At 55.2% G+C, this 11,385-nt stretch carries 14 protein-coding genes and 1 pseudogene; 2 read left to right on the top strand and 13 right to left on the bottom strand.

Going from position 1 to position 11,385, the window contains the following annotated elements:
- Positions 1 to 28: 28 nt before the first annotated feature.
- Positions 29 to 1,102, bottom strand: coding sequence for a peroxidase, FMP-type (locus J7J49_RS19745; RefSeq protein ID WP_215095104.1), 1,074 nt, complete (start codon positions 1,100 to 1,102; stop codon positions 29 to 31).
- Between the two features lie 398 nt (positions 1,103 to 1,500).
- Between J7J49_RS19745 and J7J49_RS19740 the strand changes: the two genes are divergently transcribed.
- Complete coding sequence (locus J7J49_RS19740; protein ID WP_215095102.1) at positions 1,501 to 1,680, top strand: hypothetical protein; 180 nt, start codon at positions 1,501 to 1,503, stop codon at positions 1,678 to 1,680.
- On the opposite strand, the gene J7J49_RS19735 is transcribed toward J7J49_RS19740, so the two are convergent.
- On the bottom strand, positions 1,677 to 2,279 hold the full coding sequence (locus J7J49_RS19735) for a glutathione S-transferase N-terminal domain-containing protein (protein ID WP_215095100.1): 603 nt from the start codon (positions 2,277 to 2,279) through the stop codon (positions 1,677 to 1,679). The two genes, J7J49_RS19740 and J7J49_RS19735, sit on opposite strands and share 4 nt — an antisense overlap.
- 41 nt (positions 2,280 to 2,320) lie before the next feature.
- A complete protein-coding gene (locus J7J49_RS19730; protein ID WP_215095098.1) occupies positions 2,321 to 3,514 on the bottom strand; it encodes a YbfB/YjiJ family MFS transporter in 1,194 nt (397 codons plus the stop codon).
- Positions 3,515 to 3,674: 160 nt separating this feature from the next.
- Between J7J49_RS19730 and J7J49_RS19725 the strand changes: the two genes are divergently transcribed.
- Positions 3,675 to 4,568 carry a LysR family transcriptional regulator gene (locus J7J49_RS19725; RefSeq protein ID WP_215095096.1) on the top strand — a complete coding sequence of 298 codons (894 nt, stop codon included), beginning with the start codon at positions 3,675 to 3,677 and terminating at the stop codon, positions 4,566 to 4,568.
- Positions 4,569 to 4,585: 17 nt separating this feature from the next.
- Here J7J49_RS19725 and J7J49_RS19720 read toward each other — a convergent pair whose 3' ends face one another.
- From J7J49_RS19720 to J7J49_RS19675, 10 genes and pseudogenes are all read right to left on the bottom strand, one after another.
- Positions 4,586 to 4,873 (bottom strand): helix-turn-helix domain-containing protein, encoded by a 288-nt coding sequence (locus J7J49_RS19720; RefSeq protein WP_215095094.1) that lies wholly within the window; start codon positions 4,871 to 4,873, stop codon positions 4,586 to 4,588.
- On the bottom strand, positions 4,866 to 5,180 hold the full coding sequence (locus J7J49_RS19715; RefSeq protein WP_240488223.1) for a transcriptional regulator: 315 nt from the start codon (positions 5,178 to 5,180) through the stop codon (positions 4,866 to 4,868). Before J7J49_RS19715 ends, J7J49_RS19720 begins: the two co-directional genes overlap by 8 nt.
- Before the next feature lie 138 nt (positions 5,181 to 5,318).
- Positions 5,319 to 6,014 carry a haloacid dehalogenase type II gene (locus J7J49_RS19710; protein ID WP_215095092.1) on the bottom strand — a complete coding sequence of 232 codons (696 nt, stop codon included), beginning with the start codon at positions 6,012 to 6,014 and terminating at the stop codon, positions 5,319 to 5,321.
- Positions 5,995 to 6,126, bottom strand: coding sequence for a hypothetical protein (locus J7J49_RS22725; protein ID WP_285222447.1), 132 nt, complete (start codon positions 6,124 to 6,126; stop codon positions 5,995 to 5,997). The genes J7J49_RS19710 and J7J49_RS22725 overlap by 20 nt, the downstream gene beginning before the upstream one ends.
- A 16-nt stretch (positions 6,127 to 6,142) precedes the next feature.
- Positions 6,143 to 6,451 carry a HigA family addiction module antitoxin gene (locus J7J49_RS19700; protein WP_215095090.1) on the bottom strand — a complete coding sequence of 103 codons (309 nt, stop codon included), beginning with the start codon at positions 6,449 to 6,451 and terminating at the stop codon, positions 6,143 to 6,145.
- A 23-nt stretch (positions 6,452 to 6,474) separates the two neighbouring features.
- Entirely contained in the window at positions 6,475 to 6,591 is a 117-nt protein-coding gene (locus tag J7J49_RS19695) for a type II toxin-antitoxin system RelE/ParE family toxin (RefSeq protein ID WP_353048400.1), read from the bottom strand.
- 1 nt (position 6,592) lies between these two features.
- Positions 6,593 to 8,206, bottom strand: a complete 1,614-nt coding sequence (locus tag J7J49_RS19690) for an ABC-F family ATP-binding cassette domain-containing protein (RefSeq protein ID WP_215095088.1) — start codon at positions 8,204 to 8,206, stop codon at positions 6,593 to 6,595.
- A 174-nt stretch (positions 8,207 to 8,380) separates the two neighbouring features.
- Positions 8,381 to 8,683: pseudogene (locus J7J49_RS19685) on the bottom strand (GNAT family N-acetyltransferase); the annotation flags it as partial.
- 145 nt (positions 8,684 to 8,828) lie between these two features.
- On the bottom strand, positions 8,829 to 9,800 hold the full coding sequence (mmuM, locus tag J7J49_RS19680) for a homocysteine S-methyltransferase (RefSeq protein WP_251048418.1): 972 nt from the start codon (positions 9,798 to 9,800) through the stop codon (positions 8,829 to 8,831).
- Entirely contained in the window at positions 9,797 to 11,275 is a 1,479-nt protein-coding gene (locus tag J7J49_RS19675) for an amino acid permease (protein WP_215095086.1), read from the bottom strand. Before J7J49_RS19675 ends, mmuM begins: the two co-directional genes overlap by 4 nt.
- Positions 11,276 to 11,385 lie beyond the last annotated feature (110 nt).

Below are 11,385 nucleotides of genomic sequence, written 5' to 3'. Positions count from 1 at the left end.
TCGAGGCTCCGTGCGGCCAGGCGTACTGTTACGCTTTTTTGCGTAAAGTGTTGATCTGAATGTGTGGCCAGCGGGTCGTGCCGCCATCAGTGCCGAATTGAAATTCAAAATACTGAATCTGCTCGTACTGCAACTGCAGAACTTCCTCGCCGTTTTCAATGACCGTCTCGATCCACATCCGCAAGTTCATCTCGGTTACGCGGGCGAATCGCTCTACGAATGGGGTGTTCAGTAGTCCACCCTCGGATCCGCCGGTCTCCCGGGTGCGCATCTCAATCAGGACGAATCTTTTGATCTCCTGATCCTGAATAGCATCGCGCAAGCGAAGATCGGGACGCACCGAGTAGGGGTAGTGATCGTCCGCCAGAATGCGCTGTGTGTAGGTTCTATTGCCGCTTGGGTCTCTCTCCGCCAGACTGGGGTCGTGAACCCAGGCCGGTGCCGGTTCATCGAGATTAATGGGAGTGTCGGCGGTGGTGCCTGCCAGCCCCATACTTGGAGAGATGGCCAGATGATTGGGATCCCAGGCGGCTGTGCCATGGGGAAATTCCGGGTTCCCGTTCTTTTCAGAGTCTGTACCCAGCAACAGCACAGTGCTGCCATGGGGAATCGTACCGCTGCGGGAGACCGTATAGGGCGGCACATACACCGGGCCGTCGGAGCCGGCGCCCGCCGCTAGTTCGGGATAACCGATATCGGTCATGATGGAGTCGTCATCGGCGGGATGGTTATAAAGAGTACTCAGCCAGAGGTACATACCGTTTTCGTCATGAAGCAGATTGCCATCGAGATCATGGATACTCTGTTCGTACTTTACCGCTCCGCTGAACTGCTCGTTGGCGCCACCGCGGTTGCGTACTCCGCCGGGTACTAATGTAAAGGTAAGCTCCTCCTTGTAGTCTTGGCAGAGAAAATGAAACTTGCCGGGAATGGTTTCGGAGTTGGTTCCTGGGGAAGGCAGGCACGTGGTGTGCAACCCCCATCTGGTCTTGTTGTTGTCTGGGTTATAGTTAACCCAAGTTCCCGCCAGCTGTTCCAGAACGCCGTAATTCGCAGGCTTTTTGAGTACAGCAGGGGTATATCTCGGTTGTTGGGTAGGCATGATTTCAACTCCCTCTTGTTATTCTTGATCTGCTATTTTTGTTCGCTGTTTCCTAAGGTAATGAACGTAGCCGTACGCCATTCATTCGGTTCTGCTCTGCTCCAGGGGGGGGGGGTGGCTACTCACCCGCCCTAGACGGTCGTGCGGGAGTAAAGTGAGTCGGAGTTCGGCGGCCCTGCGCGTTCCCTGCGTATGAGCCGTGTCATTATGGTGTTATTAATATTCTAGTATTCAGACTAGCACCGAAGAATGATTTGTCCATATGACTTGTTCTTTAATGCTTAGGAACAAAGTTTGACTTCGAATGGGCGGTGTACCCAGATAGGCGTCATCCAGAGAGTACTTCTCTACATACTGCAGGAGTTTCAATACTTGGTGGATCGCACCAGGAAGCTGAGTTGCGCACTTTGGAAGGCAAACGCAACGCAGCCCGTAAGCTGATTGCTCGCACCGAAATGGACGATCAAATGATCGCGGATATTGAAGAGTTTCCGGTTGAAGAAGTGGAAAAGTTGCGAGCTGAGATCCAGCCAGCACTAAGCAAACTTTACCCCACTTCTCCTGATAGCAAGCCCTAACCGAAAGCCGTCTGCTGAAAGCTCTCGCGCGCAGTAACGCCAGCGTGCCAAACCTGAAGCTGTGGGTAGTCTTTTTTCCAGTTCACCTCTGGAAGCCTGAAGGCGAGATAATCAAGCGCCACCGCAATGGCGATTTCACCCAGGTTAATGGTTGAGACCTGCTGCTTTTCGCCAAGCTCACCGTCCAACTGTTTCAGTAACCGCTGTATGGCTCTCGAACGCCGCTGCCCCAGCTCGCTCTCGTCTATCTCGTTGCCGTAATGCTTTCTGGCAATCACGGTGTTGAACGCGGCATCCATCAGATTTTGGCCCAACCCCGCCAGATGCAGCACCTCAGCCAAACGGTCTTGAGGAATCACCAGCTTGTTAGGGCTTACGCCATCCAGGTAAACGGCAATCAGCAGTGACTCGCTTAGCGTAGTGCCCTCCTCCGTTATCAGCGCGGGAATACGCCCGGCAGGGTTGGCTTTCAATAGATCGGCATCGTCTGCCCAGGGGTCGCACCACTTTAGCGTGACGCTTTCCGCTAATCCTTTTTCCAGTAAAACGATTCGCGCCAGGCGCGCATAGGGTGATGTGGCGTTGAGGTAGAGTTCCATTATTGCCTCCCTTGGTGTGATGTAGATTGCTGGGGTTAATGCTAAGTCGAAAGGTGCCCGTGGCGCTGCTGTACGCCACGGCTTAGCAGCACCAATAAAAAGCCTACCGCTAACATAAAGCCGCTGATGGCAAATAGCGGCGCGTAGGTGCCCCAGGTACCATAAAGCGCCGACATGGCATAGCCGGCTACTGCCTGGGCGGCTGCAAAGGAGGCGGTGGCTTTCCCCCAGAGCTTCTTGTGGGCGGTCGGGCCTACTAATTCAGCAAGACGGCCAGAGATCAACGCGACTATGCCGGGGATCATTGCTCCCACCATGAAAGAGGATATCGATTGGCTAAGGAACGCTAGCGAAAATACCGGCAGCGACACAGCGGCAGCCTTCGCCACAAAGGCGATCGCCAAGCCACGATGCCAACCCACTCGATGCGCCAAGGCACCCACCATTAGCGGCCCACATACGGCGCCTAAACCGAAGATGCCCCACTGCAAGGAAGCTGCGTGATTACCCAGGGCGCTTTCCCTGGCGAGATAGTCCACCCAGAACACGGTATGGGGTACAAAGCCAATCGCGTCCAGGGCATAGGCGCCTATGACCAGCAGCACCACTAGCTTTACTCCCGCAACTTCCTTCTGACTATTGGCCGTTGGGCTAGCTGCCAAAGGTGGGGCTACATGTAAATGGTTAACACCCCAGTCGCCTAAAAGGCCAGCCGCGATGCAAAGCAACCCCAGCGTGCCCCAGGTTACCGTTAGGCTTAACTCAAGAAGCACAGGCACGATGAAAGCTGAAAGCAGCGCGCCCAAACCAATACCAGTAAACACCATGGCACCAACGCTAGCTCGCCTTTCAGGCGGAGTGGCCGCCAACGCTAGCGATGGGCCAACCACCATTAAAATGGCCCCGGCAATGCCGGAGACTAATCGCCAGAAGAAGAACCAAGCAAAACTGCCCGCGCCAGCGCAAAGCATAAAGCTAAGGGCGATAGCCGCGAAACTTGTGCCGATTACCAGCCTAGGAGAAAAGCGCTCACTCAAGGCGTGGGCGGAGAGCGCGCCGACAAAGTAGCCCAGCAGGTTAGCGGCCCCGAGATAAGCACCTTGGCTGGCGGTGAACCAGCCTTCCTGAATAATCGCAGGCAGTAGCGGCGTGTAGGCGAAGCGCGCAATGCCAATGCCCGCCAAGGTTGCCATTATCCCTGTCATCAAGGCCGGTAGGTCTTTGCTGTTAATCATGTCATGCCCCTTTCGTGCTGCCTCGAGCAGGATTGGCAGCTCGTTTGTACAGGGAAAGACTACGCGCGGAGGAGCGTTTACTAGAAACGACTAGTAATGATCGCTACTATCTTTTTTTGAGATAGCCACAGCTTGACGATTATCGACGGGGAGGTGGGCCATGCAACTTAAATCGCTGCGGCTGTTTATGGCTGTAGCCGAAACGGGCAGTTTCGTGGCGGCGGCAAATCAACTGCACACGGTGCAATCCAACGTAACGGCTCATATCAAGAAACTTGAGGATGAGCTAGGCGTGCAGCTTATTCAGCGTGCGGGCCGCGTTCGCCCTACGAGCGCTGGTTTGGCATTGGTGGAGTACGCTGAACGCATGTTGACGGCCCACGATGAAGCGGTATCGCTCTTCAAGGGCCAGGAGAAGGCGTGTGGCCGACTACGTATTGGCGCCATGGAAACCACCACAGCTATACGCCTTCCGCCGATACTGGCGGCGTACCACGCAGCGCAGCCTGACGTTGATATCCAGATCAAAACCGGGCCAACGGCGGAACTGGTCGAGTGGTTGCTAGACGGGCAGGTGGACTGTGTCTTTGTGGCCGGGCGACTTGAGCATAGCCGCTATCACTTGCTCAAGGCTTTCAGCGAGCAGCTTGTGCTGGTGGGTTCAACGCCGATGACGACGATGCCCTCTTCTCAGGAGCTGCTGACGTCGGCCTTCCTGGCGTTTCGCCAAGGGTGTAGCTACCGCCAACGTATCGAGCTATTGCTGGCCTCCCACGGCGTGAATGCCGGACGGATATTCGAGTTTGGTTCACTGGACGCGATGCTAGGCTGTGTCGCGGCTGGAATGGGGTACACGGTGTTACCCCGCGGAACAGTCGAAGCCCACCAACACCGGTTCGGGATTCACACCCTGGAACTGCCCTCGTCCATCGCCAATGTCGATACTTACTTTGCCGCCTTCGAACCCGAGACCTGGACACCCGCCCTGGCAAGCTTCGCTGAAACGTTGCGTGACGCGGTGGGGGCGGATGAGCCTCAGCTTACTGCGTCATAAGGTGGATGGCTGTCTGATCAGCGAAGTTGACCAAAGACTTCCGGGCGTTGCTCAGCAATACGCAAAAGAGCAACCGCCGGGCCCTGTGGCTCTCTTCGACCTTGCTCCCAGTCCTGAAGCGTACGTATGCTTACCCCCAGCAGCCCCGCAAAAGCTGATTGAGAGAGCTTCAGTTTCAACCGAATCATTTTGGGGGGTGAAGGCGCTGCTAACTCATTAGTTCGCAGCGCAACTCTGCCTTTCTTGAACTGTTTAATCTCATTAATCCCGTCGAGAATCTCTGCTCCAAGGTTTCTATCAACCATTTTTGATTGCCTCCGCTATCTGCTTGAGCATGTGCCCAGGAATACTGGCGCGCTCCGTTTTACTGTACAGCGTGAGCATCCATATCTCGTGGTCAGATTTCTTCCAATAATAGACAGCTCTGATACCGCCGCTCTTTCCCGAACCTGTTGATGACCAGCGAACTTTACGAACACCACCGGAGCCTTTGATGAGGTCGCCTGCATCCGGTTTCTGCAACAAATACGTTTGCAGCCCACGGTACTCCTCATCCGTGAGGTAGCTTGGTAGCAGCTTGGTGAACGTAGAAGTTTCGATGAATAACATCATCTAAATATACGGCCTTGCCGTATAGAAAACAAGGCTAGATCGCAACTTCACCCCCTTCGTTAACCACCTTGGGCTCGAATCCGCTCTGCAAATAACGTAGCGTGTGCTAGTACAACATTGAGGTCTTTGGATATTGGCTCACTCTATTAGACTCTCGCTCAACTCAACGAGATCCTCAGCCACCACATCCCAGGCTTGCTCTGCTGCTAAATCCTTGCGCTGCTCCGGGCCATATTCTGTACGGCGGGGTATAAACGCCGTTTTCATTCCCAATGCACGGGCAGCCCCCAGGTCGTAATTGTGCGCTGCGCATAGCATCACCTCTTCAGGCGGCAGGCGCAGCAAGTGGCAAGCGCCTAAATAGACCTCTGGGTCAGGCTTATAGTGCTGGAATAACTCAGCGCAAAACACCATATCCCATGGCAGTTTGGCATAGCGGGCAACGTCCACCATTAACGACAAATTGCCATTGGTCAGGGTTGCGATGATGTAATGCTCTTTCAATTGTTGGAGGCCAAGCTGAACATCCGGCCAGGGATCTAACTGGTGCCAAAAGTGATTAACGCGATCAATGGTCGCCTCGTCTAGCGTCACCCCATGTTGCTTGAGTAGTTTGACCAGGCTTTCCCGGTGCAGATCATCCAACCCCGTCCATGGGATTTCGCCCTTACGCACCCGATCCATCGACGGCGCATAATGCTGACGCCATTGATCCGTCAGCGCTTCACTGGGCAGCTCAATTCCCAACTCCTTCTCTAATGCCCTGAATTGATTAATCAAACTGGAACGCCAATCAACAATAGTGCCGAACACGTCAAACACGATGGCTTTCATTAACGTCTCCTTTGCGTTGGACGGTCATCAGTAGCCCTAATAGTGTCATGGCGATCAGCAGGCTCCAGCCAAGCATAAAGCTGCCGATAATATCCAGCATCCACCTAAGCATGCCATGATGCTTAGGGCTACGCCATCTTCTGCCAATGCTGGATACTAGAGAGATCCTCATGCTCTAACTGCTCTGCTTTAAAGAGATCCCAGCGCATCTGTAAGTTCAGCCAAAAGTCTGCTGAAACACCAAAAAACCGTGCCAGCCTTAGTGCCGTGCCGGGCGTAACATCCCGCTTTTTATTCACCAGTTCATTGATCCGCTGGTAAGGAACGTGGATAGCAGCGGCCAACTCACGCTGGGTAATGTCCATGGGCTGCAAAAACTCTTCCAGTAACATTTCGCCGGGGTGTGTCGGTTCGCGATGTGTGGGTACACGAATCATAGCTTTCTCCTTTTAGTCTCCTGTTAGTGATAATCGACTAATTCGACCTCATCAGGCCCAGCCTCAGTCCACTTAAAACAAAGGCGGTACTGCCCATTGATTCTTATACTGTGTTGCCCGGCTCTTTCGCCTGATAACACTTCAAACCGGCTCCAGGAACCAGCCCTGCTCAGTTGCCAGTAAGCGGTCTGTTAGCGCTAGATTTTTCAGAAAGGCGTCGTCGTGGGATACCACCACTAACGCACCCTGGTAACTGCGCAGCAGGGCTTCCAGTGCTTGTGCGGATGGCAGGTCGAGGTGATTATTGGGCTCGTCGAGTAGTAGCAGTTGCGGGGGCGAGTCTGCGTAGAGGATGCAAGCCAGTGCTCCTTTTAGGCGTTCACCTCCACTTAGTCGACCGCTGGGCGTGGTGATCTTATGCGTGTCCAGGCCTAGTTGGGCCAGTAGCATGCGCAGCTCACCTTCTGTCATTGAACGGTTAGCCAGTTGCAGCTGTTCGAGCACGCTCTTTTCGGGCTCAAGATTTTCCAATCGCTGGTCGAGATAAGCACTTTCTGGGGTCACCTTGCAGGTTCCGGCTAATGGCTCCATCTGGCCCGCTAGCACGCGAAGCAGCGTAGATTTACCACAGCCGTTGGGGCCGATGATACCGATGCGCTGCGGCCCTCTCAGTATTAGGCTAATGCGACGAGTGGCACCCTTAACAAACGGTAGCTCTACCCTTTCCAATTCTGCCAAACAGCGCTTGGCGACTTGATTAACGGGTATTTCATGCAGGGTGAAGTGCGCTGCGTCTTCAACCTGCTTTGCGGCTTCCCGCACGCGCTGGTTAAGTTGTTCACGGCTGGCCGCCTGCTTTTGGCGCAGCGCGCCGGTGGAGTTTTCGCTTCGCTCTTTCTGGCCATCCAGTATTACCTTGGTCTGATTGGCTTCCTTGCCCTGCCGGTTACCGCGGGCTTGCCGTTTCTCCTGTCGTTCACGCTGCTTGCGCATTGCCCGTTCCTGGCGTTGGCGCTCCAGCTTATGTTGATTGAGTTGGTCAATCGCAGTTTGCTGCTCGTGAGCTTTCGCTTCGGCATAGAAGGTGTAGTTGCCACCGTAACTGTGTAGCCCTGAGGGTGAAAGCTCCACAATGCGCTCCATGGACTCTAGCAGTTGGCGGTCATGGCTGACCACGATCAGTCCACGCGGCCAGCGCTGCAGCTGTTCAATAAGTGCTTGACGGTTGGGTCGGTCGAGATGGTTGCTTGGCTCATCAAGAATCAGGAAATTGGCATCCGAGAGCATGGCGCCCATTAGGGCAATCCGCATGGCTTCCCCACCGCTCAGTGTGCTGGCCGGGGTAGTGGCTTCAAGATAGCCCAAGCCATTGCGATCAAGCTCATGGCGAAACCGCTGGGGCAAATCCCAACGATCATCGACTGCCTCAAAATCCTCTGGTGCCGTGCTGCCAGTTTCAATTCGCGCCAGCGCATCCAATGTTGCTCGCACATTCGCGAGATCAGCAACAGACGCCTCCTTTAGTTGGGCAACTTGCTGGGCAAGGTAATGCACGTTGTCGGGGCGCTGACAGTGGCCGCTGGCAGGTTGCAACAAGCCCGCGAGAATTTGGGCTAAGACTGTTTTGCCGACCCCATTGCGGCCCACCAGCCCCGTGGGGCGTGTGTCGAACTGTTCATAAAGATCGGTAAAGAGCGTCCTGCCATCCGGCAAAACGTAGGAGACACCCTTTAAGGTGAGATGGGTAGTGGTCATAGGTGATTCCATAGATGCCAAGTACTCCCCCTGGGTCAGGGGCTAATGGAGACTGGCCGTTATTGCAACGGCGGGCATCAATGGCTCATTGGACAACTACCTTTACTTAGCGTGAAAAGGACTTCAATAGTACAAATAACAATAGGGGGTCGGCAAGAACATGACCGTCCTGGCCTAAATATTTAAATTATCCCCGCTAACAAACGAGTAGAGCAAAACGTCAGATCGGTACGCCCAACCCTGGCTTGCCCAGAACTTCTGGGCGGCTTTGTTCTGGGGAAGAATCATCAGGTGCGATTTTAGTATTCCATCGTTTTTAAGGGCTTCTAGGCAAAGGTTTACCTGCTCTGTTGCTATGCCCCTTCGACGATGCGAGTACACCACCGACAAGCGCTGAACATAACCACGCTTGCCATCGTGGCCCGCCATAATTGTTCCCTCAAGCTTGCCTTCTACTTTTGCCACAAAGCTCAGGCCAGCGCTAGTGTTGAGTAAATCTCTAGTGCCGACCGTTACTGGGCAGGATCACTTTGATGTTTTGGATAGGGCGCCCCACCTTGGCACCTAGGCAGCGAATACGGCGATCACTTTAGCGTCTCATAGAGATTCTTGCTGCCCTCGGCTAGCGAGAACGCCGCCACTCCGCCAGCGATTGAATGTCGCTTGGTGATGTTCGGCAGCAGCCGCCAATGCCTGATGCACCTGCTGCCAGCCACTGCTCAACCCCTTGCTCCAAGCCCGAAGGGCCGGTAACGTTATGGTCGCATGTAGCGGAGTGCCAGGTTTTGGTCACTGGGTCGTAGACTTCCCCTGAATTGGGATACACCAATATCGGCAGATCACACTCACGACGGATTTCCTGAATCAATGATTCGATGTGAGCAAGCGCCGTGCAGTTCACACCAATCGCCGCCACTCCTGGGCAGTTGGCCAGAGCGGCGGCACATTCTGCGATAGGCGTTCCATCGCTAATATGTTGGCCATCCTTTGCTGAGAAAGTGATCCAGGCCTGGGCACCTGGGTGCTCGGCCAGCAGATCGGTGATCGCTAGCGCCTCTTCAAGGGAAGGTAACGTTTCGACGGCCAATAGATCAGCACCTGCGGCCAGCAGCAGCTCAAACCGCTCGCGGTGAAACGCCACCAGCCCGGTACGATCCAGATCATAGCCGCCACGGTACTCACTGCCGTCGGCTAGGTAGGCGCCATACGGGCCGACGGATGCGGCTATCAATGGCTTAGGCCGGTCAATTTGCCCCGGCTGCCAAACCGCATCCCGCGCCTGCTGGGCCAGCGTGACCGATAGCTGAATTAACGCCCGCGCCTCTTCTGCCGTCAGCCCTGCCTGCATAAACCCTGGCACCGTGGCTTGGTAGCTGGCGGTAATCGCGCAGTCGGCTCCGGCCGCAAAGTAGGCCTGGTGAACCTGACGGATCTTCTCCGGTGCCTGGGCCAGCAGGCGCGCCGACCAGAGCGCATCATTAAGATCACAGCCTAGCGCTTCAAGCTCGGTGGCCAAGGCACCGTCGATGACCATAAAGGGCACTTGCACCAAGAGAGCTTTGATCGGATTCAACTCATTCATAGGCGCACTCATACGGTCTTTTCCTCAATGGCGTTGGGCGAATATTCAGAACGTTGGGAGGCCGCACGGTGGCGCGCAAAGTGCACCAGGTAGCACAGGCCAATAAAAGGCACACCGAAATAGAGCGCGACACGTTGCTGCGGGTCAAAGGCGATGCCAATGCACGCCGCCAAGCAGGCTGCAAATGCAGTGAGCGGTACCCAGGGGTAGAACGGCGTACGATAGACCAGATCCTTCAACTGCCCTCCTCCACGCAGGTAATGGCGGCGGAAGTTGAACTGGCTGAGCGCAATGGCCATCCAGACCACCACCACGGCTAAACCGGAAATCGAGACCAATACCAGATAGACGGTTTCAGGCGCATAAACGCTGGAAAACAGCGCGCCTAGGCCACCCACCATGCTCAGTAATACGGCATTCATCGGGATGCCGCGCTTGTTGAGTCGGCTCAATGACTTCGGCAAAGTGCCCTGATCAGAGAGCGTCCACAGCATGCGCGAAGAGGCATAAAGTCCAGAATTCGCTGCTGAGAGCAACGCAGTGATGATCACAAAGTTCATAATATCGGCGGCACCCGGTACGCCAAGGCGCTGGAATACGGCCACAAAGGGGCTTTGACTGAGCCCGGCCTGATCCTGAGGTAACAGCGCCGCAATCACGACGATGGTGCCGACAAAAAACAGGATCAACCGCCACAGTGTCGCGCGAATGGCTTTGGGCACATTGCGGCCCGGATCGACGGTTTCCCCAGCGGCAATCCCAATCAGCTCGGTGCCAGAAAAGGCAAACATTACCGCCAGTAAGGTAGTGCCAATGGCCAGCAGGCTGGGCGGCATGGCGCCTTCTCCCCATAACGCCGAAAGGCCTGGCGAGGCAACCTGCGCACCAGCGGCGTCATGCAGCGGCACCCAGCCAATGATCGCCACCGCGCCCACCAGCACAAACACCACCACCGCGATCACCTTGATCAATGAAAGCCAGAATTCAGACTCGGCAAAGAAGCGCGTGGTAAACGCATTGACGCCAAAGACGATTGCCGCAAACAGCCCACTCCAGTACCAGCCGGGGATATCGGGAAACCAGCGGCCCATAAACACCGCTGCGGCGGTGAACTCTGAGCCTAGCGCCACCGTCCAGGTAAGCCAGTACATCCAGGCCACCATGTAGCCGGTGCCGGGGCCGATATAACGGCTGGCATGGGCGCTGAAAGCGCCCGACTCCGGCATATGCACGGCCAGCTCACCCAGGCACATCATCACTAACCAAGCGACGATGCCGCCTACCAGGTAGGCCAAAACAGCACCGATAGGCCCGGCCTGTTGCACGGTATAACCAGAACTCAAGAACAACCCGGTGCCAATTACCCCACCCAATGACAGCATCACCAAATGGCGCGTATCCATACTGCGTTTAAAGTGCGCACGTTCTTGATATTGGACTTGGTCACTGCCTTGATAAAGGTCTTGATCCCTTGCTTGCTTACTCATGGTGCATCCCTATCGTTGGCCTAACGAGGCAGCAAGCGCCCAGCAGCCTGACTCAGAAAGGGCGCTATTTTAGGGCATTCTTAACTTGCTAAAAAGCATAAAAGAATGAT

The sequence above is a fragment of the Halomonas sp. ISL-56 genome (assembly GCF_018612805.1).
In the GTDB taxonomy this organism is placed as follows: Bacteria; Pseudomonadota; Gammaproteobacteria; order Pseudomonadales; family Halomonadaceae; genus Vreelandella.
Note: the sequence above shows the minus strand (reverse complement) of the source record. Positions and strands in the feature narration are given on the sequence as shown.

Coding starts and splice junctions, on each gene's coding strand:
- J7J49_RS19745 (WP_215095104.1), bottom strand. CDS start 1,102: ATGCCTACCCAACAACCGAGATATACCCCTGCTGTACTCAAAAAGCCT.
- J7J49_RS19735 (WP_215095100.1), bottom strand. CDS start 2,279: ATGGAACTCTACCTCAACGCCACATCACCCTATGCGCGCCTGGCGCGA.
- J7J49_RS19730 (WP_215095098.1), bottom strand. CDS start 3,514: ATGATTAACAGCAAAGACCTACCGGCCTTGATGACAGGGATAATGGCA.
- J7J49_RS19725 (WP_215095096.1), top strand. CDS start 3,675: ATGCAACTTAAATCGCTGCGGCTGTTTATGGCTGTAGCCGAAACGGGC.
- J7J49_RS19720 (WP_215095094.1), bottom strand. CDS start 4,873: ATGGTTGATAGAAACCTTGGAGCAGAGATTCTCGACGGGATTAATGAG.
- J7J49_RS19715 (WP_240488223.1), bottom strand. CDS start 5,180: ATGATGTTATTCATCGAAACTTCTACGTTCACCAAGCTGCTACCAAGC.
- J7J49_RS19710 (WP_215095092.1), bottom strand. CDS start 6,014: ATGAAAGCCATCGTGTTTGACGTGTTCGGCACTATTGTTGATTGGCGT.
- J7J49_RS22725 (WP_285222447.1), bottom strand. CDS start 6,126: ATGCTTAGGTGGATGCTGGATATTATCGGCAGCTTTATGCTTGGCTGG.
- J7J49_RS19700 (WP_215095090.1), bottom strand. CDS start 6,451: ATGATTCGTGTACCCACACATCGCGAACCGACACACCCCGGCGAAATG.
- J7J49_RS19690 (WP_215095088.1), bottom strand. CDS start 8,206: ATGACCACTACCCATCTCACCTTAAAGGGTGTCTCCTACGTTTTGCCG.
- mmuM (WP_251048418.1), bottom strand. CDS start 9,800: ATGAGTGCGCCTATGAATGAGTTGAATCCGATCAAAGCTCTCTTGGTG.
- J7J49_RS19675 (WP_215095086.1), bottom strand. CDS start 11,275: ATGAGTAAGCAAGCAAGGGATCAAGACCTTTATCAAGGCAGTGACCAA.